Origin of the sequence: Pseudomonas sp. 7SR1, assembly GCF_900156465.1 — a bacterium.
GTDB lineage: Bacteria > Pseudomonadota > Gammaproteobacteria > Pseudomonadales > Pseudomonadaceae > Aquipseudomonas.
Map to the genome: position 1 here is coordinate 1,119,075 of NZ_LT707064.1, position 24,554 is coordinate 1,143,628.

Genomic DNA, 24,554 nt, shown 5'->3' on the forward strand with positions numbered 1-24,554 from the left:
CTAATGTTTGGGATCAGCTTCACTGAACTGCTGCTCGTCGGTCTCGTCGCCCTGCTGGTGCTGGGCCCCGAGCGCCTGCCGGGTGCTGCGCGCACCGCCGGCCTGTGGATCGGCCGTCTGAAGCGCAGCTTCAATGCGATCAAACAGGAAGTTGAGCGTGAGATCGGTGCCGACGAAATCCGTCGGCAACTTCACAACGAACACATTCTGTCCCTCGAGCAGGAAGCGCGGAAAATCTTCACGCCGACCCAGCAGGAGCCGACGCCGGTCCAGCCGGCAGTCGAGCCGGCGAACGCGCCCCAGGCCCAGCCCCAGGTGGGTGACACCGCGCCGGCAGTGGCCGAGCCCGCAAGATCGACGGAACCTGCCCCGACGGTGCCAGCGTCCGCCGCTCCCAACGACCCTACTTTGCCGCCGCGAGCCCCATGAGCGATATCCCAGAGAACGACCAGCCAATGCCGCTGGTATCGCACCTCACCGAGTTGCGCACCCGCCTGCTGCGTTGTGTCGCGGCGGTATTCATCATCTTCGCCGGGCTGTTTGCCTTTACCCAGCAGATCTACACCTTCGTCTCCACGCCGCTGCGCCAGTACCTGCCGGAAGGCGCGACGATGATCGCCACCGACGTGTCGTCGCCTTTCCTGACGCCGCTGAAACTGACGATGATGGTCTCGCTGTTCCTGGCGATTCCCGTGATCCTGCACCAGGTCTGGGGCTTCATTGCGCCAGGCCTGTACAAGCATGAAAAACGCATCGCCGTGCCGCTGCTGGTGTCCAGCATCCTGCTGTTCTACACAGGGATGGCCTTCGCCTACTTCCTGGTGTTCCCACTGATCTTCAAGTTCTTCGCCGCCGCGACCCCGTCCGGCGTCGAGATGATGACCGACATCACCAGCTACCTGGACTTCGTCATGACGCTGTTCTTCGCCTTCGGCGTGGCGTTCGAAATTCCCGTGGCGGTGGTGCTGCTGGTCTGGATCGGCGTGGTGGACGTGGCATACCTGAAGAAGATCCGTCCGTACGTGATCATCGGCTGCTTCGTGGTCGGCATGATCCTGACGCCGCCGGACATCTTCTCCCAGACCCTCCTGGCGGTCCCGATGTGGCTGCTGTTCGAAGTCGGCGTGCTGTTCGGTGGCCTGGTGCGCAAGCGCAGCGAGCATCCGGACGACGAGGCGGACGAACAATCGGCCGACGACAATAACGATCAGCCGCCAGCGACCCAAGCGTGAACCTGCTGCTGCTCGAAGAGACCGACTTCATCGGGCCGGACCGGGTCGTCCTCAACGATCGCCGGCTGACGCACATGCAGGACGTCCACCGCAGCGCCGTCGGCGACAGCCTGCGGGTGGGACGCATCGGTGGGTCGATGGGCTCCGCCCAGGTACTGCGCCTGGAACCCCGCGAAGCCGAACTGCATGTGACCCTGGACCAGCCGCCGCCGGCCAAGCTGCCGCTGACCCTGGTGCTGGCGCTGCCGCGCCCAAAAATGCTCCGGCGGGTTTTCCAGACCATCGCCAGCATGGGCGTGCCGCGCGTGGTGCTGGTGAACAGCTACCGGGTGGAGAAAAGCTTCTGGCAGACCCCGTTCCTGGAGCCCGAGGCCATTCGCGAACAGCTGATCCTCGGCCTGGAACAGGCCAGGGACAGCGTGCTGCCTGAAGTCATCATCGAGAAACGCTTCAAGCCCTTCGTCGAAGACCGCCTGCCGGCCCTGACCAATGGCACCCTGGGCCTGGTCGGTCATCCCGGCAACTACCCCCCCTGCCCCCGGGCGCTGACAGAACCCGTCACCCTGGCGATCGGCCCGGAAGGCGGCTGGATCCCCTACGAAGTCGACCTGCTGGCCAAGGCCGGCCTGCAACCGGTGCAGTTGGGCGAGCGAATCCTGCGGGTCGAGACCGCGGTCACGGCGCTGCTCGCTCGGCTGTTCTGATCCCCCATTTCACGATCTTCAGTTCATTTCTACAGATCCCTGCCGAGCCGCCGATACAGTCCCCATAAAACCAATTCAATGCTCCAGGGGAGTGACAGCATGTTCCGGTGGCTTGGAAATGTAAGCGTTAATCGCAAACTCGGCGCAGGCTTCGGCCTGGTGCTGTTCCTCACGTTGATGATTGCCTTCACCGGCTGGAGCAGCCTGGGCAATGTCATCAGCCGGGGCGACAAGCTGGGGTTCATTGCCAGTCTCAACGACTTGAGCAAGGACCTGAACCTGGCGAGCATCGACTACAACACCACACGGGGCGAGAAAGGGCCGCAGCAGGTCAACGACCTGCTTGGCAAGCTGGAAGCCGGGCTCAATACCGCCCGCCAGTTGATCGAACAACCGGCCGATGTGGCGCTGATCGACAAGCAACTGGCCGCCGTCGCCGAATACAAGGGCGCCTTTGCCCTGATGACCCGGGCCACCGTCAACCGTGAAGATGCACGCAGCAAGCTGGGCGCCAGCGCCGACAACGCCGTGGCCCGCGTCGCCGAAGTGGAGAAAGCGGCGCTGCAAGCCGGCGATGTCACTCAATTCAATAGCGTGGTCACCCTGAGCAAAGCGATCCAGCAAGCGCGCTACCAGGTTCGCGGCTACACCTACAGCGGCAAGAGCGATGCCCAGCAACCTGCTCTCGATGCCATCGATAACGTCCTGAAGCTGCTTGCACGCCTGCCCGATCAGTTGCCAGCCGAACACGCCGCCAACCTGCAGCAGGCCAACGACTCGTTCAATCTCTACCGCGCGGCCGTGGCCCAGTTCCGCGACTCGCAGATCGACAACGCCGCCGCGCAACAGCGCATGACCGAGCAAGGCCAGGTGTTGATCGACGCCAGCCAGAAACTGACCGTATCCCAGACCGCCGTGCGTGACCACGACGCGGCCCAGGCCAAGACCGTCCTGATTGCCGCTGCCGCGTTGGCGTTGCTGTTCGGGGTGATTGCCGCCACCTTCATTACCCGGCAGATCGTCGGCCCGCTGGCCCAGACGCTGACGGTGGCCGAACGCGTGGCCGCCGGTGACCTGACCCACAACCTCACCTCCGATCGCCGCGACGAACTCGGCCAGCTGCAACGGGCCATGCAAAGCATGACCGTGGGCCTTCGGCAACTGATCGGGGGCATCGGCGAAGGCGTCACTCAGATCGCCAGCGCCGCCGAACAGCTTTCGGCCGTGACCGAGCAAACCAGTGCCGGCGTCAACAGCCAGAAAGTGGAGACCGATCAGGTTGCCACCGCCATGCACGAAATGACCGCCACGGTGCAGGAAGTGGCACGCAACGCCGAGGAAGCCTCGGAGGCTGCCGTCGCCGCCGACCAGCAGGCCCGTGAAGGCGACAAGGTGGTGGGCGAAGCCATCGCCCAGATCGAGCGTCTGGCGCTGGAAGTCGGCAACTCCACCGCCGCCATGGGCGACTTGAAGCGCGAAAGCGACAAGATCGGCAGCGTGCTGGACGTGATCAAGTCCGTGGCCCAGCAGACCAACCTGCTGGCGCTCAACGCCGCCATCGAGGCCGCCCGCGCCGGTGAAGCCGGACGTGGTTTCGCAGTGGTCGCCGATGAAGTCCGCAGCCTGGCCCAGCGCACCCAGAAGTCCACCGAGGAAATCGAAGAGCTGATCCTGGGGCTGCAGAACGGCACCGAGCAGGTCGCGACCATCATGGACAACAGCCGCAGCCTGACCGACAGCAGCGTCGAACTGACCCGCCGCGCCGGCGGTTCCCTGGAGAACATTACCCGCACGGTCTCGGCCATCCAGTCGATGAACCAGCAGATCGCTGCCGCCGCCGAGCAGCAGAGCGCCGTGGCCGAGGAGATCAACCGCAGCGTGCTCAACGTGCGCGATGTCTCGGAGCAAACGGCATCGTCCAGCGAAGAAACCGCCGCCTCCAGTGCCGAACTGGCGCGATTGGGCGTGCACTTGCAGACGCTGGTGGGGCGATTCAAGGTTTGATCCCCTCGTAGCGAGGCGCCCGTCCTGGGCGCCCTCGCCCGGTGCATCCTATGGGAAGCGTGCTTGCCCGTGAAGACGCCGGCACATCCAACATCCCTGCAAACCGGCCCACCGCTTTCGCGAGCAAGCGCCCTCCCATAGGGATGTGTGGTGAATGCCGTGTTGCCCTGGGCATCCAGCAACTGATCGAGCTCGGTAGTTTGCTGGCAAACCGGGCGCTGGATAGCGTCGACCCTCGACCATAGTCTGACTGGCCAGGGGAAGCCAGGTGCGGATGTGGCGAGGGGATGGTTTCCCTCGCCACAACCACCGGTGCGCTCCAAATCCTAGACCCAACAAAAAGCCCCGCTTCCTTTCAGAAGCGGGGCTTTTTGTGCATCAGGCCAGTTGAGGCTGGGCACTGACCGGCTGAAGCGGTAGCAACGGCGCATGAGGATCGGCATTGACCGACTCACGCCACGCTGCCAGCCACTCGGGATGGCTCTCGCTCCAGACCTGCTCATGCAGGCGGGACAGGGCGACCGGGTCGCTCAACAGCGCCAGGCGCTCGGCATTGCTGAGGCCGGCCGGACCGACCTTCAGGGCATGGCGAACGCGTTCGCCCCGCAGCCATTCGATCGGCTCGGCCTTGCCGTGCCGCGATGTGGCCAAGGCATACGCCAGGGCGTTTTGCTGTGGGTCGACGACCGCACGAATGAAGCCGTCGTTCAGCGCATGCCAGCGGTTCTCATGGGCATACTGGTCGGTCGACAGCAGTTCCTGTGGCGGAGCGTACTCCTCCGGGATCAGGAACAGGCTTTCATCGCGCGACTTCAAGCCCAGGCCCACGCGGCTGGAGATCACCGAGACCGGGATCGACAGCATCAGCGAGCCGACGATCGGCACCAGCCACCACAGGAAACTGGGGTTCAGCCAGATGACCAGCAACGCCCAGAGGAAGCCCAGCAAGGTTTGCGGACCGTGGCGCTTGACCGCTTCGCTCCATGGCGTCGAGTCATCGTCACGTTTCGGCGAGTTCCAGGTGGCGGCCCAGCCGAGGAACGCGGCCAATACGAAACGGGTGTGGAAGATCATCCGGACCGGTGCCAGCAGCATGGAGAACAGCATCTCCAGCAACATCGACAGCGTCACCTTGAACTTGCCACCGAACTCCTTCGCGCCCTTGGCCCAGATCAGCACGACACTGAGCAGTTTGGGCAGGAACAGCAGCACGATGGTCGTCGAGAACAGCGCGATGGCCTTCTCCGGATGCCATTGCGGCCATAACGGATACAGCTGTCGCGGTTCGAGGAAGTACTGCGGCTCCATCAGCGTATTGACCGCCAGCAGCGCGGTGGACAACACCAGGAAGAAGAACCACAGGGGCGCCGACAGGTAGGACATCACCCCGGTCAGGAACACCGCACGGTGTACCGGGTGCATGCCCTTGACCAGGAAGAGCCGGAAGTTCATCAGGTTGCCGTGGCACCAGCGACGGTCACGCTTGAGTTCGTCCAGCAGGTTCGGCGGCAATTCCTCATAGCTGCCCGGCAGGTCATAGGCAATCCACACGCCCCAGCCGGCACGGCGCATCAGTGCCGCTTCGACGAAGTCGTGGGACAGGATCGCACCGGCGAAGGCACCTTTGCCGGGCAATGGCGCCAGGGCGCAATGCTCGATGAAGGGCTTCATGCGGATGATCGCATTGTGTCCCCAGTAGTGGGATTCGCCCAACTGCCAGAAGTGCAGGCCGGCGGTGAACAGCGGACCGTAGACCCGTGTCGCGAATTGCTGCATGCGCGCATACAGCGTGTCCATGCCCGAAGCCTTCGGCGCGGTCTGGATGATACCGGCGTCCGGCGTGGCTTCCATCAGGCGCACGAGGCTGGTCAGGCATTCGCCGCTCATGACGCTGTCGGCGTCGAGCACCACCATGTACTTGTAATCGCTGCCCCAGCGACGGCAGAAGTCGTCGAGGTTACCGCTCTTGCGTTTCACGCGACGGCGGCGGCGGCGGTAGAAGATCTTGCCAAAGCCACCGGCCTCGCGGCAGACGTCCAGCCACGCTTGCTGTTCGGCCACGCAGATATCGGTTTCATTACTGTCGCTGAGCACGAAGAAGTCGAAGCGATCCAGGTCACCGGTGGCGGCCACCGACTCGAAGGTCGCCCGCAGGCCGGCGAACACCCGCGGCACGTCTTCGTTGCAGATCGGCATGACCAGCGCGGTACGGGCATCCTTGGGAATCGGCTCGTTGCCGGCACTGGCCCCGGAGATACGATACTTGTCGCGCCCGGTGAGCAGCTCCAGGAAGCCCATCAGGGCGGTCCAGAAACCGGCCGACACCCAGCAGAACAGAATACCGAACAGGATCAGGATGCTGGTCTGCAAGGCGTATGGCAGCACTTGCGTGGCGGTCTGCGACAGCGGCTGGTGCAGCACTTCCTCCAGGTCCACCAGCGACCAGCCCTGGTACGGCATGATGCCCTTCATGTACCAGCCGGCGACGATGGTCTGGCCAAGCATCAACAGCAGCAGGATGTAGCGACGGGTCGACCCCACGGTACGCCAGCGCGCCTCGGGCAGCACGCGTGCGTCCTTGGGCGGCTTCGGCGGGTTGGTGCGACCGGTGAGACGCCGCCAGGCACGCACCAGGATATTGGTGCGCCAAGGCTCCGGCACGACCTTGGTACGACGAATCGGCGGCGTCGCCTTCAGGCACACACGACCACTGGCATCCAGTGCCAGCATTTCGGCGTCTTCCAGCTCTTCGGCAGTGCTCAGGGTCAAACGCCGCCCAACCGAAGCCTGTGCCGCTTCGCCGGGCTCATCGAATGTCGAAGACGAAAGCCGTTTATGCAGTTCGCTGAAGGAAGAGCAGCCCGCCAGCTCGGCGCGCTGCTCGTCGGTCATTGGCAAATGGGCCAGATATTCGCTGAGCGTCTCTGGCTGTACTGGAGTATTACTCATCGGCTGGCAACTGATAGCTCCAGGTCTCGGTCAGGACTTGCTCAGTCGGTTCCGGTTCCTGCGGGGTTGGGGTCGCCTCGACGGCGGCGGACGCCTTGACGGTCGTTGCGACTTCTTTGGCGTGTTCTTTCTCTTTTTCTTTCTCTTTTTCGCTCTGCTGCTTGGCGACCTTGTCTGCCTTGGCAAGGGTCGTGGTCACGGCATGCGACGCGGCAGGGGCTTCGACAGGCGTCAGCGGACGGACCAGCGCCGCGCGCATTTCGGTAGCCTGCTTTGGATCCTTGACCTTCAGGCGCAAGGTCAGGCGCCAGCCCTTGGTTTCGGGGTTGTAGCGAACGTTGTTCTCGACGATTTCGGCGTTGTCGCCGACGCTCACCTGGCTACGCACTTCGGCGTTTTCCGGCAACGCTTGCAGCGAAGGACCTTCGAAATCCACCAGGTAGGCCACGCTGCCATCCGGCTGGCGGATCAGGTTGGATTGCTTCACGTCACCCGTGGAACGCAGGGTCTGCTTGACCCAGGCGCTGTCCGGCGAGTGCAGGCTGGCTTCGTCGAGGGTCCAGTGCAGGCGGTAGGAGAAGTCCAGCGGCTGGCCAGGCTCAGGCAGCTTTTCCGGGCTCCAGAACGCAACGATGTTGTCGTTGGTTTCATCGGCTGTCGGGATTTCCACCAGGTCCACGGTGCCCTTGCCCCAGTCGCCTTTCGGTTCGATCCAGGCGCTAGGACGCTTGTCGTAGCGGTCGTCCAGGTCTTCGTAGTGGCTGAAGTCGCGGCCACGTTGCAGCAGACCGAAACCACGCGGGTTTTCCACCGAGAAGTTGCTCACGGCCAGGTGTTTGGGATTGTTCAGCGGACGCCAGATCCATTCGCCGTTGCCGGCGTGGATCGACAGGCCGCTGGAATCGTGCAGTTCGCGACGATAGTTGAGTACCTTGGACGGCTGGTTGGCGCCGAACAGGAACATGCTGGTGAGCGGGGCAACACCCAGCTTGCTGACACGGTCACGCAGGAACATGCGCGCCTTCACATCAACCACGGTGTCCGTACCCGGACGCAGGGTCAGGCGATAGGCGCCGGTGGCCCGAGGCGAGTCCAGCAGGGCGAAGATCACCAGATGCTTGTCGGTCGGTTTCGGGCGCTGGATCCAGAACTCGCGGAAACGCGGGAATTCCTCGCCGGATGGCAACGCGGTATCGATGGCCATGCCACGGGCGGACAAGCCGTAAGTCTGGCCCTTGCCGATGACGCGGAAGTAGCTTGCGCCCAGCATGGTCATGATTTCGTCTTGCTTGTCGGCCTTGTTGATCGGGTACAGCACGCGAAAGCCCGCGTAGCCCAGCTGCTCGGTGGCCTTGGGATCGAACTGCACGTCACCGAAATCGAAGCGCGTCGGGTCGTACTTGATCTCGTCGACAGTGGTCGCTGTGATCTCGTTGATCTTCACCGGCGTGTCGAAATGCATGCCCTGGTGATAGAACGACAGGCGGAACGGCGTCTTCTGGTCGGCCCACTCGGCTTTTTCGGTGCGGAAACGGATTTTTTGATAGTCGGCGAATTTCATATCGCGAAATTCGTTCGGCAGGTTGCTGCGCGGGGCTTCGAATTTTTGCCCGGCCAGTTCCTGAGCCTTCGCCGACACATCATCCAGGCTGAATGCCCACAGTTGGCCGGCGCCAAGCAGGCACAACAGGGCAGAGCCCGCTACCAGAGCGTTTTTAAACCGTTTGGCAGACATTTTTGGTGCATTACAGGGACTAACAATCACGAGCAACCCTCGCCGAAAACAGATCAAGAAACCAACGGCCAGTTAAGGTATCCGCTTGGTAACGGCATTGAAAAACCGACCTTGCGGAGCACTCTTGCCAAGTTGGCGAGCATTGTTCCGACTCCGATGGGACAAAATGATTCCCCAAACGGCCCAGGACAAGTCTCTACCTAAAGTCAAATGGACCGGCGAACGCCGATCCCCCGTAGCGCGCGATTATCTAGCAGGCCGCGTGACAACGCATCAGGGGCAACAAAGTATTTATCGAGAAAACTCCCCGTTTAACCTCGAAAACAGCCTGAAAAGGTGTTTCAAACACTTTCAGACCTGTAACAAAAAGGTTACCGGGCCATCATTTACCAGATGCACTTGCATGTCGGCGCCGAATCTACCTGATGCCACAGTGCCATGCACGTGTTTCGCCTGGGTAACCAGATAAGAAAACAACTCTTCCCCTAATGCTGGCGGCGCGGCCGATGAAAAGCTCGGGCGCAAGCCGCTTCGGGTATCTGCCGCCAGGGTGAACTGCGACACCAGCAGCAAACCGCCACCGACATCCGCCAGGGACAGGTTCATCTTGCCGTCGGCATCGCTGAACACCCGGTAGTTGAGCAGCTTGTGCAGGAGCTTGTCGGCGCTGGCCCGGGTATCCCCGGGCTCGACCGCCACCAATACGAGCAGGCCCTGGTCCACGGCGCCAACAATTTCTCCCGCCACTTCGACCCGGGCGCCGCGGACCCGTTGCAACAGGCCCTTCACGCTTCTTCAGGCGGCAGGTCGAGCAGACGCCGGGCCATTTGCGCGGCGGCGCGCACCAGTGCATCGGTGATGCCCGGCTCCGACGCGGCGTGACCGGCATCGCGGATCACCTGCAGCTCGCTGTTGGGCCAGTTCTGGTGCAGCTCCCAGGCGTTGTCCAGGGGGCAGATCACGTCGTAGCGACCATGGACGATGATGCCCGGCAAATGAGCGATCTTGCCCATGTCGCGAATCAGCTGGTTGGGCTCGAGGAACGCATTGTTGGTGAAGTAATGGCACTCGATCCGGGCGATCGACAGGGCACGCTGCGGCTCGGAGAAGCGATCGACCACCAGCGGGTTCGGACGCAGGGTCGCGGTCCGGCCCTCCCAGATGGACCAGGCCTTGGCCGCGTGCATCTGGGCGATCTGGTCGTTGCCGGTCAGGCGTTTATGGAAGGCGCTGAGCAGGTCGTCGCGCTCGTCCGGCGGAATGGGCGCGATGTAGTCCTGCCAGTAGTCGGGAAACAGGCGGCTGGCGCCGGCCTGATAGAACCACTCGATTTCCTGCGGACGGCAGAGAAAGATCCCGCGCAGAATCAGGCCATGCACCCGTTCCGGATGGGTCTGGGCGTAGGCCAGGGCCAGGGTCGAGCCCCAGGAGCCGCCGAACAGTACCCATTTATCGATGCCCAGGTGCTTGCGGATGCGCTCCAGGTCTTCGACCAGATCCCAGGTGGTGTTGTTCTCCAGGCTGGCATGGGGGGTGGAGCGACCACAGCCGCGCTGGTCGAACGTGACGATGCGATACAGGTTCGGATCGAAGTAGCGACGGCTCTGCGCATCGCAGCCCGCACCCGGACCACCGTGGATGAACACCACCGGGAGTCCTTCCGGGGAGCCGCTTTCATCGACATAGAGCGTATGGGTGTCATCGACAGCCAGATCGTGCCGGGCATGGGGTTTGATCTGCGGGTACAAAGTCTGCATTGCGCGCTCCGTAAGGGGTCGAGTCATCCCTGTGGGGACTTCTATTTAGTCTGCCGTCCGGCATCATAAACCCGAATTACCTTAATGAGCATGTCCCCGCGAAGTCAAAGCGTGTCAGCCAGGTATGCCAGCAGCGTGCGATACATCCGATCGACCTCCGGCACCTGGTTGCGGCCACGCAGGCAGCCGTGGACCAGACCGTCACCGACATACAGCACGGCATTGCCTCCTGCGGCGTTCAGCCGCTCGCTGTAGAGGATGCCGTCGTCACGCAGCGGATCCCATTGCGCCACGATGACCAGCGCCGGCGGCAGGCCAGCCAGGTCGGCGGCGAGCAATGGCATGGCGTAGGGCGACGGCGCGGCGCCGCCCAGGTAAAGCTGTTGGCAGTCGTCCAGGTCGTCGCTGCTCAGCAGGGGCGCGTCGGCGCATTCGCGGCGCGAGGGCAAGTCGGCAGGGCCGCCAAGGGCGGGGTAGATCAGCACCTGGCCCTGGGGCAGCGGCTGACCGCCATTACGCAGGGCCAGGCAAATCGCAGCGGCGAGGTTGCCCCCGGCACTGTCCCCGGCCACCCACCGGCGCCTGGGATCGATGGCAAGAGGAGCGGCTGCCAGCCGGTGCCACACGTCGAGGCAATCCTCGAAGGCCGCCGGGAATGGATGTTCCGGGGCCAGGCGATAGTCCACCGCCAGCACCAGTATCCCCAGCTCGGCCGCCAGTTCCATGCAGATGAAGTCATGGGAGTCCAGGTTCCCCACCACCCAACCGCCTCCGTGCAGGTAGAGCATGCACGGCCAGCCTTCGCAGGGTGGCTCGATCCGAGGGTGATAAGCCCGCACGGCCACGCCGGCCAGCTCAAAATCATCGACCATCAACCCTTCCGGGCGCGGCGGGGTGAACGCCCGGCACATCCGGTCGTAGCCCTCGCGCATGCCGGCGATGCCGCCGTCCGGGCTGCTGAAACTCCGGGTCTTGCGGACGAAGGCGGACATTGCCGGGGAGAGTGGATAAGCCATGACAGGGGACCACCAGATATATCCTTGGGTAGGACGCCTCAATGATGAGGCATCATGGCTTGAGACTGGCCTGCACCGCCGCCACGCCGTCCTTGCCGTCGAAACTGGTCACGCCGGCCAGCCAGCGCTGGAGGTCTTCGGGATGGTCCCGCAACCATTGCCGGGCGACGTCCTGGGGTGTCTTGCGCTCCATGATCGGCACCATCAGCTGGCTTTCCTGGGCGGCGGTGAAGGTCAGGTTTTCCAGCAGCCGGTTCACGTTCGGGCAACGCTGGGCATAGTCCGGCGCGGTCACGGTGGAAACGGTGGCAGCACCTTCGTTCGGCCCATAGACATCTTCGCTGCCGGTCAGGTAGGTGATGTTCATGTTGATGTTCATCGGGTGCGGGGTCCAGCCGACGAAGACCACGAATTCCTTGCGATTCACGGCCCGCTGTACCGCCGCCAGCATGCCCGCCTCACCGGACTCGATCAGCTTGAAGTCCTTGAGGCCGAAGTGGTTGGTCTCGATCATGGTCTTGATGGTGGTGTTGGCCCCACTGCCCGGCTCGATGCCATAGATCCTGCCACTCAACTGGTCCTTGAACCGGGCGATGTCGGCAAACGTCCTGAGCCCCGCCGCCGCCACATAGTCAGGCACCGCCAGGGTGGCCTGGGCATCGGCCAGGCTCGGCTTTTCCAGCACCCTCACCTGGTTGGCGGCCAGGAACGGGGCGATGTTCTTGTCCATTGCCGGCTTCCAGTAGCCCAGGAATATGTCGAGGCGCTTGTCGCGGATGCCCGCGAAGATGATCTGCTGCACAGCACTGGTCTGCTTGCTTTCATACCCCAGGCCCGTGAGCAGGACATCGGCCACGCCGCTGGTGGCGATCACGTCGGTCCAGTTGACCACGCCCATGCGCACGGTCTGGCAGGACGCCGGCTCGGCGGCCATCGCCCCGGTGCCCAGCATGACGGTACCGCAGAAGATCGATAGACAGCGCTTGAACAGTCTTTTCATCGGGAAGGTCTCGGCGGCAGCGGATTATTGTGGGCCGGTGTCTTTGTGCACCGTACCGAAACAGTACGCAGCGCCGAGGGGGTAAAGGTGACCTGTGGCGACTCGGTTTTGCACGGTGGCGACAGTTCCCTTACGTGGCTCAAGGACAAACACAATCCTGTGGCGAGGGGATTTATCCCCGCAGGACTGCACCGCAGTCCCGAAAGCTCCCAGTCCAACCAGTCAAGTCACAGGAAGACATCCGTTTGGGGCCGCTTCGCGACCCAGCGGGGATGAATCCCCTCGCCACAGCAGTACCGCACGGTGTTTATTTTCTGTAAGCCTGCCGCCCCCACGCCAACAAGCCTTCCAGCAATTGCTTGAGCACCACCTGGGTCGGCGCCGCCAGATCCGGGCGGTAGTTGAACGGTTCGAACTCGTCCATGTAGGTGCTCTGGCACAGCTCCAGTTGCACGGCGTGGATGTCCTGGGCCGGGTTGCCGTAGTGCCGGGTGATGTGGCCGCCCTTGAAACGCCCATTGAGCACGTGGGTGAAGCCGCCGTGCTCGGCGCAGATGGCTTCGAGCCGGCTGGCCAGTGTCGGGTCGCAACTGGCGCCGTTGAAGGTGCCGAGGTTGAAGTCCGGCAGCTTGCCGTCGAACAGGTGCGGGATCACCGAGCGGATCGAGTGGGCATCGAACAACAGGGCATAGCCGAACTCGGCCTTGAGCCGGGCCAACTCCTGTTGCAGGGTCTGATGGTAGGGCACCCAGATCTGCTGCAGATACGTCGCCCGCTCCTGGGCGGACGGCTCCAGGCCTTCACAAAACAGCGGCACGCCGTTGAACAGCGTCGCGGGGTACAGGCCGGTAGTAGCACCGACGTACATCGGCTTGTCGTCGGAGGGGCGGTTCAGGTCGACGACGAACCGCGAATATTCGGCAGCCAGGACACTGGCGCCCAGTTCAGAGGCAAACTCGTAGAGCCTGGGAATGTGCCAGTCGGTGTCTGGCAGACTTTGGGCTTCGGGAATCAATCCGGCCTGCACCGCCGGGGTCAGGCGCAGGCCGGCGTGCGGCATGCTGATCAACAGCGGCACGCGCCCTTGCTTGAAATTCAGGACCTTTTCCACAACCGCTCTCCTCAATCGATTTCAACGCCGTGACGCACGACGCGTTTTTCCAGTTCGCCACCCAGCCAGTACGACAGATCCGCCGGGCGGTCGATGTGCCAGGCGACAAAATCCGCGACTTTGCCGGCTTCCAGGGAGCCGTGGCTGGCGGCCATGCCCAAGGCCTGGGCCGCATGGATCGTCGCCCCGGCCAGGGCCTCTTCCGGTGTCATGCGCAAACAGGTGCAGGCCATGTTCAACATCAGACGCAGCGACAAGGCCGGCGAGGTGCCGGGATTGAGGTCGCTGGCCACTGCGATCTTCACCCCGTGCTTGCGCAAGGCATCCATGGGCGGCAGCCGGGTTTCACGCAGGAAGTAGAACGCGCCCGGCAGCAACACCGCCACGGTGCCCGCCTCGGCCATGGCCCTGGCATCGTCTTCGGTCATGAACTCCAGGTGATCGGCCGACAACGCCTGGTACCGGGCCGCCAGGCTTGAGCCGTGCAACGACGACAGTTGTTCGGCGTGCAGCTTCACCGGCAGGCCCAATCGCTGGGCCGTGATGAACACGCGCTCGACCTGCGCCGGGGAAAAGGCCAGGTATTCGCAGAAGGCATCCACCGCGTCCACCAGCCCTTCGGCCGCCAGGGCCGGGAGCATCTCGGCGCAGATGTGCTCGATGTAGTCGTCGGCGCGGTCGACGTACTCCGGCGGCAAGGCGTGGGCCGCCAGGCACGTGCTGCGCACGCTGAGCGGCAGTTCGACGCCGAGGCGACGGATGACCCGCAGCATCTTGCGCTCGCTGGCCAGGTCCAGGCCGTAGCCGGACTTGATTTCCACCGTGGTCACGCCGTCGTGCATCAGGCTTTCCAGGCGCCTGGCGGCGCTGGCGAACAGCTCGTCTTCACTGGCGGCCCGGGTGGCACGCACGGTACTGGCGATACCGCCACCGGCCGCGGCGATTTCGGCATAGCTGACGCCTTGCAGGCGCTGCTCGAATTCGCCGCTGCGGTTGCCGCCGAACACCGTATGGGTATGGCAGTCGATCAGCCCCGGGGTCACCCAGGCGCCCTTGAGGTCCGTGACCGCCGGGTAGTCACCCGCCGGCAGCTGGGCACGGGGACCGATCCATTGAATATGCTCGCCCTGGGTGACGATGGCGGCGTCTTCGATGATCGAGTAGACGCCCTGGGCCATGGTGGCGGCGTGGCAGTTTTGCCAGAGGGTTTTCATCCCGGTTTCCTCGTCGCATTCAAAATCGAATCGCGAGCAAGCTCGCTTCCACAAGGTTTTGAGTTCATCAGAAATCCTTGTGGAAGCGAGTCTGCTCGCGATGAGGCCCTTACAGGCTCGGCAACAACTGCGCCATGACCAGTTCGTTCAAGCAACGGCTCGCCAACAACTCACTGGCGGCATTGATGTCCGGCGCGAAGAAGCGGTCCTTCTCATAAAACGGCACTTCTGCACGCAACAGTCCGCGGGCCTGCTCCAGTTTCGCGGAGGTCTTCAGGCCGCCGCGCAGGTCCAGCCCCTGGCAGGCCGCCAGCCATTCCACGGCGAGAATCCCACGGGTGTTTTCGGCCATTTCCCACAAACGCTTGCCGGCGGCCGGCGCCATGGAGACGTGGTCTTCCTGGTTGGCCGAGGTCGGCAGGCTGTCCACCGAGTGAGGGTGGGACAGCGCCTTGTTCTCGCTGGCCAGGGCCGCCGCGGTGACCTGGGCAATCATGAAGCCGGAGTTCACCCCGCCATTGCCCACCAGGAACGGCGGCAGTTGCGACATGTGCTTGTCCATCATCAGCGAGATACGGCGCTCGCTCAGGGAACCGATTTCGGCGATCGCCAGGGCCATGTTGTCAGCAGCCATTGCCACCGGCTCGGCGTGGAAATTGCCGCCGGAGATCACGTCGCCTTCGGCGGCGAACACCAGTGGGTTGTCCGACACCGCGTTGGCCTCGATCACCAGCACCTCGGCGGCCTGACGGAACTGGGTCAGGCAGGCGCCCATCACTTGCGGCTGGCAACGCAGGGAGTACGGGTCCTGGACCTTGTCGCAATTGTGATGCGAATCGGAGACTTCACTGCGCTCGCCCAGCAGATCGCGATACGCCGCAGCAACGTCGATCTGGCCTTTCTGCCCACGGGCAGCGTGGATGCGCGCGTCAAACGGCGAGCGCGAACCGAGCACCGCTTCCACCGTCAGGCTGCCCAGGGCCAGGGCCCCGGCGAACAGGTCTTCGCCTTCGAACAGGCCACGCAGGGCAAAGGCCGTGGACACCTGGGTGCCGTTGAGCAGCGCCAGGCCTTCCTTGGCGGCCAGGGTCAGCGGTGCGAGGCCGGCCACTTTCAGCGCCTCGACGGCCGGCAACCATTCGCCCTTGTAGCGGGCCTTGCCTTCGCCCAGCAGCACCAGGGACATGTGGGCCAGGGGCGCCAGGTCACCGGACGCACCGACCGAGCCTTTGAGCGGAATATGCGGATAGACCTCGGCATTGATCAGGGCGATCAGCGCATCGATCACTTGCCGGCGGATCCCGGAGAACCCCCGGCTCAAGCTGTTGACCTTGAGCACCATGATCAACCGCACCAGCGCATCGCTGATGGGCTCGCCCACGCCGGCGGCATGGGACAGCACCAGGGAACGCTGCAGGTTTTCCAGGTCCGCGCTGGCGATGCGGGTCGAGGCCAGCAGGCCGAAACCGGTATTGATGCCATAGGCGGTACGGTTCTCGGCGAGGATCTGCTCCACACAGGCAACGCTGGCTTCGATCTGCGCCGAAGCGCTGGCGTCCAGGCTCAGGGTCACCGGCTGTTGATAGATGTCGCGCAATTGAGCCAGGCTCAATTGGCCGGGAATCAGGTTCAAGGCAGTCATTTATTGCTCCTTTTGAGAGTTTTGTTTTAACCCGCCAGTCGCTCCGGAATGTTCCGTTATCCGTCACCCTCGCTTTTTGGGCGATGGCGCCTTGGCACGCTGGCGCTTTTTGATCAGTTCAAATTCGGTAACACGTTGTGCAGCACATTCGGGTCTTTGAGGAGCCCGGCGGCGCTGGCGATGTCCGGCGCCAGCCAGCGGTCCTGGTCATAGGCCGGGACACGTTCGCGCAGCAGCCTCCAGGCAATGTCGGTGCCTGCGCCGAAGCGCTGGGTCTTGAGGAATTCGAAGGCCTGGGCCGCCAGCAGGTATTCGATGGCGAGGATCTGCGTGCAGTTTTCCAGCGTCCGATGCAGTTTCAGGGCGGCATTGGTGCCCATGCTCAAGTGATCCTCCTGCAGGCCCGAGGTGACAAAGTTGTCGAGCACCGCCGGTTGCGCCAACTGACGGTTTTCCGCGCATAGGGACGCCGCGACGTATTGCACGATCATCATCCCCGAGTTCACCCCCGGATTGGCCACCAGGAAGGCCGGCAGTCCGCTGACGTGGGGGTTGATCAGGCGATCGAGGCGGCGCTCGGCGATGGAGCCGATCTCGGCCATGGCAATCGCCAGCAGATCCGCGGCCAGGGCCACGGATTGACCATGGGGGTTGGCCTGGGACATCACCCGGAAATGGTCTGGCGTGCCCAACAGAAGAGGATTGTCCGTCACGGCATTGAGTTCGGTTTCGATCTGTTTGCGGGCATGGGCCAGCTGATCGCGAGCGGCACCGTGTACCTGGGGAATCGAACGGATGCTCAAGGCATCCTGGGTGCGGATGCCCAGGCTGGAGGCGATGACTTCGCTGCCCGCCAGCAAGGCCCGCAGGTTGACTCCCACCTGCTGCATGCCGGGGTGCGGCTTGAGGGCAATGATCTCGCCATCGAACGCGGCGATCTGGCCACGCTGGGCCTCGAAGCTCATGGCACCGATCACATCGGCCCACTGCAGCAGCCGCGTCGCATCGGCCAGGGCCAGGCAGCTGAGGCCGGTCATGCAGGGCGTGCCGTTGACCAGGCACAGACCGTCCTTGGCCCCCAGTTGCACCGGTTTCAGGCCTTCGGCGGCCAGGGCCTGTTGCGCCGTGACGATCTGGCCGCGATAGCTGACCTGGCCGACGCCCAGCAGCGCGATGCTGATATGGGCCATGTGGGTCAGGTAGCCCACCGAACCCTGGGACGGTACTTGCGGCGTGATGCCCCGGTTGAGCAGCGCCAGCAGTGCCTCTACCACCCGCCGGTGGATGCCGGACTTGCCCTGGCTGTAATTGAGGATGGCGGCGCAGAGAATCGCCCGGGTCTGCTCGTCGGACAGCGGCGCGCCCACGCCACAGGCATGGCTGAGCAGCGTGTTGCGCGAGAGCTGGCTGAGCTGTTCATCCTTGAGCGAGACGTTGCACAAGGCGCCCAGGCCGGTGTTGACGCCATAGGCGCGTTCGCCGCTTTCGACGATGCGCTGGACGATGGCCTGGGCATTGTCGATCCGCGCCCAGGCCTGGGCCGACAGCTCGAGCTCGGCACCGAAGCGGGCGACGGCGACGACGTCCTGCCAGCGCAACGGGGCACCGGTGATTACGATTTTTTCAGCCTGGGACATCCTCAACCTCGTCTGTACGACTTGAATATTGATGCAGCTGGGCCGGCCCTATCGCGAGCAAGCTCGCGATAGGGCCGGCCCTGCCACCACAAACCCTTCAAACCACCGCAGCCCTGCGCTGCACGAACCGATCGACATACTCATCTGCCGGCGAGTGCAGGATCTCGCGCGGCGTGCCCACCTGGATCAGCTTGCCGTCCTTGAGAATCGCGATGCGGTTGCCGATGCGCACGGCCTCGTCGAGGTCGTGGGTGATGAAGACGATGGTCTTGTGCAGGGTCTTCTGCAGCTCCAGCAACTGGTCCTGCATTTCCGCGCGGATCAGCGGGTCGAGGGCGCTGAAGGCTTCGTCCATCAGGATGATATCGGTGTCCGCCGCCAACGCCCGGGCCAGGCCCACGCGCTGACGCATGCCGCCGGAGAGCTGGTGCGGGTACTTGTTCTCGTAGCCCTTCAGGCCCACGGTATTGATCCAGTGCAGCGCCCGCTCGGCACACACCTGCTTGCTCTCGCCACGCACTTTCAAGCCGTAGGCGACGTTGTCCAGCACATTCTTGTGGGGCAACAGGCCGAAGCTCTGGAACACCATGCTGATCTTGTGCCGACGGAATTCACGCAGGGCGTCCATGTCCAGTTGCAGGATGTCTTCGCCGTCCACCAGGATCGCCCCGCTGGTGGGATCGATCAGGCGATTGAAGTGGCGCACCAGGGTAGATTTGCCGGAGCCGGACAGGCCCATGATCACAAAGATCTCGCCCGTGCCGATGCTCAGCGACAGGTCGTTCACACCCACCACGCAACCGGTCTCGGCCAGCACCTGGTCCTTGGTCTTGTTCTGGCGGATCAGTTCCAGGGCTTCCCTGGAACGGTTGCCGAAAATCTTGAAGACGTTCTTGACTTCGATCTTGCTGACGGCTGCGTTGCTCATTTGCTCACCTCGTGCCGAGGACGACCATAGGCCTGGGTAATGCGGTCGATGACCACGGCGAGAATCACGATGGCCAGCCCGGCCTCCAGGCCGCGTCCGACGTTGAGGGTCTGGATGCCCACCAGCACGTCTTCACCCAGGCCACGGGCGCCGATCATCGAGGCGATGACCACCATCGACAGAGCCATCATGGTGGTCTGGTTGATCCCGGCCATGATGCTCGGCAAGGCCAGGGGCAATTGCACGCCGAACAGCTGCTGCCAGCGGTTGGCGCCGAAGGCGTTGATGGCTTCCATCACTTCGCCGTCCACCTGGCGAATGCCCAGGTCGGTCAGGCGGATCAATGGCGGCGCGGCATAGATCACCGTGGCGAAGATCGCCGGAACCTTGCCCAGGCCGAACAGCATCAACACCGGAATCAGGTACACGAAGCTCGGCATGGTCTGCATGATGTCCAGCAACGGCATCAGCACCGAACGCAGGCGATTGCTGCGCGCCGAGAGAATGCCCAGGGGAATGCCGATCAACACCGAGATCAGCGTCGCTACCAGCATCAGGGCAAGGGTTTGCATCAACTTGTCCCACAGGCCTACCGCACCCACCAGGAACAACAGGCCGACGATGACTGCCGTGGCCACGACCTTGCGCGTGGCGTGCCAGGCAATGCCGCCGACGATGGCCAGCATCAGCCACCAGGGTGCCATGCGCAGCAGGCCTTCGAGGTTGACGATGGCCCACAGCAGGGTGTCGGAGATGTGCCGGAACACATCGCCATAGTTGGTCACCAGGGAGTCGACCCAACCGTTGACCCAATCGGCGATGGAGAAGGTAAAGCTTTCGGGAAACATAAGAGACTCTCGATCAAGTGGATGCGGTGAACGTCCCGGCCAGCCCTGCAGCCGGCCGGGTAGCATTCGACCTACAGAGCCGCGTCGATTTTCTTGGCTGCGTCTTCACTGACCCAGGCGTGCCAGACTTCAGGATGTTCCTTGAGGAAGATCTTCGCCAGTTTTGGCGACTCGATCCGCTCTTTGGCCATGCGCCCCAGGTTCTGGTTCAGGATATCGATGGGCAGGTTGACCTTTTCCAGCACGGCCACCAGCTCCGGAGCCTCGTCGTGGAAGGTCTTGGACAGACCGACCTTGATGGTCACGCTCTTGTCCACGCCCGGCTTTTCTTCCAGTTTCACCAGGTCCACCTGGCCCATCAGTGGCGTTGGCGACCAGTAGTAGAACAGGATCGGCTCGCCACGCTTGTAGCTGGACAACACTGCGGCATCCAGGGCCGGGCCGGTGCCTGGACGGAAGTTGGTGTAGGTTTTTTCCAAGCCGTAGCTCTTGAGCATTTCGCTGTTGTCCAGCTCGCAGGTCCAGCCGGCCGGGCAGTTGTAGAAACGGCCCTTGGACGGCTCTTCCGGATCCTTGAACACGGCGGCGTACTGGCCCAGGTCCGCGATGTTCTTCAGACCCGGCGCCTTGGCTTCGAGTTTGCGCTTGGCGTCGCCCTCGACCACATAGCGCGGTACGTACCAGCCTTCGATGGCGCCGACGACCGGAGCGCCGACACCCACCACCTTGCCGGCCTTCTCGGCCTTGTTCCACACTTCGCTGCGACCGACCCACTCTTCGGCGAATACCTGGATGTCATTGCTGCTCAGGGCGTTCTCCATGGTGATGGAGTTGCCCGGCAGGCTGTCGGTCTTGCAGTCGTAGCCTTTTTCCAGCACCACCTGCAGGACGTCTGTCAGCAACATGCCGCTTTCCCAGTTCAGGCCGGCGAACTTCACCGGTTTGCCCGACTCGCACCAACCGGCCGCCTGCGTGGCGCCGGCACTGGCCAGCAGGCCCATGGACAGCAATGTGGTCAGCAGGGTCTTGTTCGATTTCATTGTGTGACGCTCCTAATCAGTTGGATTGGCATACGGCAGTCAAGAGGCATCCAGCCCTGTCAACGTCCCATCAGGCCGCTTGAATGCGACCCGCCCTGCTCGGTTGTGCGTCAACCGTGTCCTGCTCGACCGGCAGGATCAATCGATCGGGTACTGCGCTGTGCCATTTCCTGGCGGCGATGTAATACAGCGCCGCCGGAACCACCAGGCCGATGATCCAGGAAATGTCCACGCCGCCCATGGCCGCCACCAGCGGACCGGTATAGAACTTGGTGGCAATGAACGGCAATTGAATCAGGACACCTATTGCGTAGACGCTGATACCGAGGCCATTCCAACGACCGTAGCGGCCGTTCGGGTCGGCCAGGGCCGGCACGTCATAGCGCTCGCGGGTGATGCAGTAGTAGTCCACCAGGTTGATCGCGCTCCAGGGCGTGAAGAACGCCAGCAAGAACAGGATGAAGGACTTGAACGCACCAAGGAACGAGTGCTGGCCGAGCAGCGCGATCAGCGTCGCGGCGCCCACGATGAACACTACGAAGACCAGGCGTTGCAGGCGCGTGACGTTCAGGTGCCCCCGGAAACCGCTGATGATGGTGGCAATGCACATGAAGCTGCCGTAGGAGTTCAGGGTGGAAATCGTGACCTTGCCGAACGCGATGCTGAAGTACAGCAGCGCAGCGGTGGCGCCGGTACCGCCCAGGCCCACGATGTAGGCCACTTCATGGCCCGCGAACTGCCCGTTGGCCGAGGCGGCGGCAAATACGCCGAGGATCATCGCCACCTGTGCGCCGATGACCGAACCGGCGCCTGCGGCAAAGAAGGTTTTCACCGAGGAAGTCTTGCTCGGCAGGTAACGCGAATAGTCAGCCACGTAGGGGCCGAAGGCGATCTGCCAGGAAGCCGCGAGCGACACCGCCAGCAGGAAGCTGCTCCAGCTGAAATGGCGGATCTGCAGCAGCGCGCCAACGTCCGTCTGGCTGATCAGGCGAGCGAACAGGTAAACGAAGGCAATGACGCCAATGACGCTGGCGACCCGGCCGATGAAGTGGATCACCCGATAACCCAGCACCGTCACCAGCACGATGACACTGGCGAAGATCAGGATGCCCGCACTGTCGCTGACGCCGAACAACTGCCCCAGCGCCTGGCCGGAAAGCACGGTGCCCGTCGCCGTGAAGCCCAGGTACATCAGGCACACCAGTACGATCGGGATCGCCGCCCCATAGACACCGAACTGCACCCGGCTGGAGATCATCTGCGGCAGGCCAAGCTTGGGCCCTTGCGCGGCATGCAAGGCCATGACGCCACCGCCCAGTACCTGGCCAATCAGCAAGCCGATCAACGACCAGAACACATCACCCCCCAGCACCACCGCCAATGCACCGGTGACAATGGCAGTGATTTGCAGGTTGGCCCCCATCCAAAGGGTGAACTGGCTCAACAATCGGCCGTGTCTCTCCGCTTCCGGGATATAGTCGATCGAGCGTCGCTCGATCAACGGCTTGCTGCTTGCGCGAGTGCTGGTGACAGCCATGGTTCAACCTCTGTGGATTGTTCTGGAATTCATTGCGCTGCTACTTCCCCTGTGGAAGCGAGCTTGCTCCGGGCGGCGATCCGACGATAGCGGTGGGTCAGCAGACAATGCTGTTGACTGACACTCCCTCATCGCGAGCAAGCTCGCTCCCACAAGGGGCCCGGGGTTATTTGCCAGTGATCATCGGCAGGTTCAGCCCCTGCTCCTTCGCGCAATCAATGGCGATCTGGTAACCGGCGTCGGCATGGCGCATTACCCCGGTACCCGGGTCGTTGTGCAGCACGCGCGCAATCCGCTCGGCCGCTTCATCGGTACCGTCGCAGACGATGACCATGCCCGAATGCTGGGAGAAGCCCATGCCAACACCACCACCATGGTGCAGCGACACCCAGGTCGCACCGCTGGCGGTGTTGAGCAAGGCGTTGAGCAGCGGCCAGTCGGAGACGGCATCGGAACCGTCCTGCATGGATTCGGTTTCACGGTTGGGGCTGGCCACGGAACCGGAGTCCAGGTGGTCGCGACCGATGACGATCGGCGCCGACAATTCGCCGCTGCGTACCATTTCGTTGAAAGCCAGGCCCAGCTTGGCGCGCTGGCCCAGCCCGACCCAGCAGATACGCGCCGGCAAGCCCTGGAAGCTGATGCGCTCGCGGGCCATGTCCAGCCAGTTGTGCAGGTGGGCGTCATCGGGAATCAGTTCCTTGACCTTGGCGTCGGTCTTGTAGATGTCCTGCGGATCGCCGGACAGCGCGGCCCAACGGAACGGACCGATGCCGCGGCAGAACAGCGGACGGATATAGGCCGGGACGAAACCAGGGAAGTCGAAGGCATTCTCGACGCCTTCTTCCTGGGCCATCTGGCGGATATTGTTACCGTAGTCGAAGGTCGGCACGCCCATTTTCTGGAAGGCCAGCATGGCTTTCACATGTACCGCCATCGATTGCTTGGCGGCTTTCACCACGGCGGCGGGCTCGGTCTTGGCGCGGGCGCGGTATTCGTCCCAGGTCCAACCGGCCGGCAGATAGCCGTTGAGGGGATCGTGGGCGCTGGTCTGGTCGGTGACCATGTCCGGGCGCACACCACGACGGACCATTTCCGGCAGGATCTCGGCAGCGTTCCCGCACAGGGCGATGGAAATCGCCTTGCCTTCGGCGGTGTATTTCTCGATGCGCGCCAGTGCGTCGTCGAGGTCGGTGGCCTGCTCGTCGACGTAGCGGGTTTTCAGGCGGAAATCGATGCTGACCTGCTGGCACTCGATGTTCAGCGAGCATGCACCGGCCAGGGTCGCGGCCAACGGCTGGGCGCCCCCCATGCCACCCAGGCCGGCGGTCAGGACCCAGCGCCCCTTGAGGTTGGAGCCGTAGTGCTGGCGACCGGCCTCGACGAAGGTTTCATAAGTGCCCTGCACGATGCCCTGGCTGCCGATGTAGATCCAGCTGCCGGCGGTCATCTGGCCGTACATGGCCAGGCCCTTGGCGTCGAGTTCGTTGAAATGTTCCCAACTGGCCCAGTGCGGCACCAGGTTGGAGTTGGCGATCAGCACCCGTGGCGCATTGGCGTGGGTCTTGAACACGCCCACCGGCTTGCCGGATTGCACCAGCAGGGTTTCGTCGTCGTTCAGGTGGGTCAGGCTTTCGACGATCTTGTCGTAGCACTCCCAATTGCGCGCCGCGCGACCGATGCCACCGTAGACCACCAGCTCCTTGGGATTCTCGGCCACTTCCGGGTCGAGGTTGTTCATCAGCATGCGCAGCGGCGCTTCGGTCAGCCAGCTTTTGGCGGTCAGGGTGTTACCGCGGGGAGCGCGGATTTCAACGTCACGGTATTTTTCGGTTTTGCGGGTAGCGTCGGTCACAGCAAAAACTCCTCAGCGATCAATCCAGACCAGCCCGGACAGGGCAGCTATTTCTGCGGACGTTGCGCTGAGTGAAGGTGACTCATACGCATACGTCTTTACTTGTATGTACAAGCATATGCAATCAAGCGGCCAACTTGTCGATGACAGGCTTGCAGGAGACTTTAGGTTTGGCTGAAAGCCCCGTGATTGAGCGGCTCCAGAGCCAGATGAAATTTCTGAAGGAGGGATTTGTGAGCAGGACAGGCAGGTTACGAAAGCGCGGTTCTGCGCCACGCTGGGGCATTCGGTAACAAGTTGGTGCAAAGCGGGAACAACGAGAGCGGAGCCTTTATGGCAAGGGAG

At 63.2% G+C, this 24,554-nt stretch carries 19 protein-coding genes and 1 pseudogene; 5 read left to right on the forward strand and 15 right to left on the reverse strand.

Annotated elements, in window-relative coordinates:
• Positions 1-3: 3 nt before the first annotated feature.
• The 5 genes and pseudogenes from tatB to BW992_RS27460 form a co-directional block, all read left to right on the forward strand.
• Complete coding sequence (gene tatB, locus BW992_RS05120; protein ID WP_072431668.1) at positions 4-429, forward strand: Sec-independent protein translocase protein TatB; 426 nt, start codon at positions 4-6, stop codon at positions 427-429.
• Positions 426-1,232, forward strand: coding sequence for a twin-arginine translocase subunit TatC (gene tatC, locus BW992_RS05125; RefSeq protein ID WP_076405718.1), 807 nt, complete (start codon positions 426-428; stop codon positions 1,230-1,232). Before tatB ends, tatC begins: the two co-directional genes overlap by 4 nt.
• Positions 1,229-1,936, forward strand: coding sequence for a 16S rRNA (uracil(1498)-N(3))-methyltransferase (locus tag BW992_RS05130; protein WP_072431670.1), 708 nt, complete (start codon positions 1,229-1,231; stop codon positions 1,934-1,936). The genes tatC and BW992_RS05130 overlap by 4 nt, the downstream gene beginning before the upstream one ends.
• A gap of 99 nt (positions 1,937-2,035) precedes the next feature.
• The gene (locus BW992_RS05135) at positions 2,036-3,940 is read left to right on the forward strand and encodes a methyl-accepting chemotaxis protein (protein ID WP_072397957.1); all 1,905 of its coding nucleotides are present in this window, start codon (positions 2,036-2,038) and stop codon (positions 3,938-3,940) included.
• Between the two features lie 161 nt (positions 3,941-4,101).
• Positions 4,102-4,185: pseudogene (locus BW992_RS27460) on the forward strand (DUF6124 family protein); the annotation flags it as partial.
• Between the two features lie 133 nt (positions 4,186-4,318).
• Here BW992_RS27460 and mdoH read toward each other — a convergent pair.
• From mdoH to hutU, 15 genes are all read right to left on the reverse strand, one after another.
• Positions 4,319-6,889 carry a glucans biosynthesis glucosyltransferase MdoH gene (gene mdoH, locus BW992_RS05140; protein ID WP_072397956.1) on the reverse strand — a complete coding sequence of 857 codons (2,571 nt, stop codon included), beginning with the start codon at positions 6,887-6,889 and terminating at the stop codon, positions 4,319-4,321.
• Positions 6,882-8,624: a glucan biosynthesis protein G gene (locus tag BW992_RS05145; protein WP_165887942.1), complete on the reverse strand. Its 1,743-nt coding sequence runs from the start codon at positions 8,622-8,624 to the stop codon at positions 6,882-6,884. Before BW992_RS05145 ends, mdoH begins: the two co-directional genes overlap by 8 nt.
• Positions 8,625-8,975: 351 nt before the next feature.
• Positions 8,976-9,413, reverse strand: coding sequence for a D-aminoacyl-tRNA deacylase (gene dtd, locus BW992_RS05150; protein ID WP_072397955.1), 438 nt, complete (start codon positions 9,411-9,413; stop codon positions 8,976-8,978).
• A complete protein-coding gene (gene pip, locus BW992_RS05155) occupies positions 9,410-10,381 on the reverse strand; it encodes a prolyl aminopeptidase (protein ID WP_072397954.1) in 972 nt (323 codons plus the stop codon). Before pip ends, dtd begins: the two co-directional genes overlap by 4 nt.
• A gap of 104 nt (positions 10,382-10,485) precedes the next feature.
• Positions 10,486-11,397: an alpha/beta hydrolase gene (locus BW992_RS05160; protein ID WP_231991104.1), complete on the reverse strand. Its 912-nt coding sequence runs from the start codon at positions 11,395-11,397 to the stop codon at positions 10,486-10,488.
• Between the two features lie 52 nt (positions 11,398-11,449).
• Positions 11,450-12,397, reverse strand: a complete 948-nt coding sequence (locus tag BW992_RS05165) for a choline ABC transporter substrate-binding protein (protein WP_072459095.1) — start codon at positions 12,395-12,397, stop codon at positions 11,450-11,452.
• A gap of 307 nt (positions 12,398-12,704) precedes the next feature.
• A complete protein-coding gene (hutG, locus tag BW992_RS05170; protein WP_072431673.1) occupies positions 12,705-13,508 on the reverse strand; it encodes an N-formylglutamate deformylase in 804 nt (267 codons plus the stop codon).
• A gap of 11 nt (positions 13,509-13,519) precedes the next feature.
• Positions 13,520-14,722: an imidazolonepropionase gene (hutI, locus tag BW992_RS05175; RefSeq protein ID WP_072397951.1), complete on the reverse strand. Its 1,203-nt coding sequence runs from the start codon at positions 14,720-14,722 to the stop codon at positions 13,520-13,522.
• Positions 14,723-14,831: 109 nt separating this feature from the next.
• Positions 14,832-16,364, reverse strand: coding sequence for a histidine ammonia-lyase (hutH, locus tag BW992_RS05180; protein ID WP_072397950.1), 1,533 nt, complete (start codon positions 16,362-16,364; stop codon positions 14,832-14,834).
• Between the two features lie 113 nt (positions 16,365-16,477).
• The gene (gene hutH / locus BW992_RS05185; RefSeq protein WP_072459096.1) at positions 16,478-18,001 is read right to left on the reverse strand and encodes a histidine ammonia-lyase; all 1,524 of its coding nucleotides are present in this window, start codon (positions 17,999-18,001) and stop codon (positions 16,478-16,480) included.
• Positions 18,002-18,098: 97 nt separating this feature from the next.
• Positions 18,099-18,929 (reverse strand): quaternary amine ABC transporter ATP-binding protein, encoded by an 831-nt coding sequence (locus BW992_RS05190; RefSeq protein WP_072397948.1) that lies wholly within the window; start codon positions 18,927-18,929, stop codon positions 18,099-18,101.
• A complete protein-coding gene (locus BW992_RS05195; protein ID WP_003196893.1) occupies positions 18,926-19,777 on the reverse strand; it encodes an ABC transporter permease in 852 nt (283 codons plus the stop codon). The genes BW992_RS05190 and BW992_RS05195 overlap by 4 nt, the downstream gene beginning before the upstream one ends.
• Before the next feature lie 71 nt (positions 19,778-19,848).
• Positions 19,849-20,817: an ABC transporter substrate-binding protein gene (locus tag BW992_RS05200; RefSeq protein WP_072397947.1), complete on the reverse strand. Its 969-nt coding sequence runs from the start codon at positions 20,815-20,817 to the stop codon at positions 19,849-19,851.
• A 70-nt stretch (positions 20,818-20,887) separates the two neighbouring features.
• Entirely contained in the window at positions 20,888-22,354 is a 1,467-nt protein-coding gene (locus BW992_RS05205; protein WP_072397946.1) for a purine-cytosine permease family protein, read from the reverse strand.
• A gap of 166 nt (positions 22,355-22,520) precedes the next feature.
• Entirely contained in the window at positions 22,521-24,209 is a 1,689-nt protein-coding gene (hutU, locus tag BW992_RS05210; protein ID WP_072397945.1) for a urocanate hydratase, read from the reverse strand.
• Positions 24,210-24,554 lie beyond the last annotated feature (345 nt).

Coding starts and splice junctions, on each gene's coding strand:
- tatB (WP_072431668.1), top strand. CDS start 4: ATGTTTGGGATCAGCTTCACTGAACTGCTGCTCGTCGGTCTCGTCGCC.
- tatC (WP_076405718.1), top strand. CDS start 426: ATGAGCGATATCCCAGAGAACGACCAGCCAATGCCGCTGGTATCGCAC.
- BW992_RS05135 (WP_072397957.1), top strand. CDS start 2,036: ATGTTCCGGTGGCTTGGAAATGTAAGCGTTAATCGCAAACTCGGCGCA.
- mdoH (WP_072397956.1), bottom strand. CDS start 6,889: ATGAGTAATACTCCAGTACAGCCAGAGACGCTCAGCGAATATCTGGCC.
- BW992_RS05145 (WP_165887942.1), bottom strand. CDS start 8,624: ATGTCTGCCAAACGGTTTAAAAACGCTCTGGTAGCGGGCTCTGCCCTG.
- pip (WP_072397954.1), bottom strand. CDS start 10,381: ATGCAGACTTTGTACCCGCAGATCAAACCCCATGCCCGGCACGATCTG.
- BW992_RS05160 (WP_231991104.1), bottom strand. CDS start 11,397: ATGGCTTATCCACTCTCCCCGGCAATGTCCGCCTTCGTCCGCAAGACC.
- BW992_RS05165 (WP_072459095.1), bottom strand. CDS start 12,397: ATGAAAAGACTGTTCAAGCGCTGTCTATCGATCTTCTGCGGTACCGTC.
- hutI (WP_072397951.1), bottom strand. CDS start 14,722: ATGAAAACCCTCTGGCAAAACTGCCACGCCGCCACCATGGCCCAGGGC.
- hutH (WP_072397950.1), bottom strand. CDS start 16,364: ATGACTGCCTTGAACCTGATTCCCGGCCAATTGAGCCTGGCTCAATTG.
- hutH (WP_072459096.1), bottom strand. CDS start 18,001: ATGTCCCAGGCTGAAAAAATCGTAATCACCGGTGCCCCGTTGCGCTGG.
- BW992_RS05190 (WP_072397948.1), bottom strand. CDS start 18,929: ATGAGCAACGCAGCCGTCAGCAAGATCGAAGTCAAGAACGTCTTCAAG.
- BW992_RS05195 (WP_003196893.1), bottom strand. CDS start 19,777: ATGTTTCCCGAAAGCTTTACCTTCTCCATCGCCGATTGGGTCAACGGT.
- BW992_RS05200 (WP_072397947.1), bottom strand. CDS start 20,817: ATGAAATCGAACAAGACCCTGCTGACCACATTGCTGTCCATGGGCCTG.
- BW992_RS05205 (WP_072397946.1), bottom strand. CDS start 22,354: ATGGCTGTCACCAGCACTCGCGCAAGCAGCAAGCCGTTGATCGAGCGA.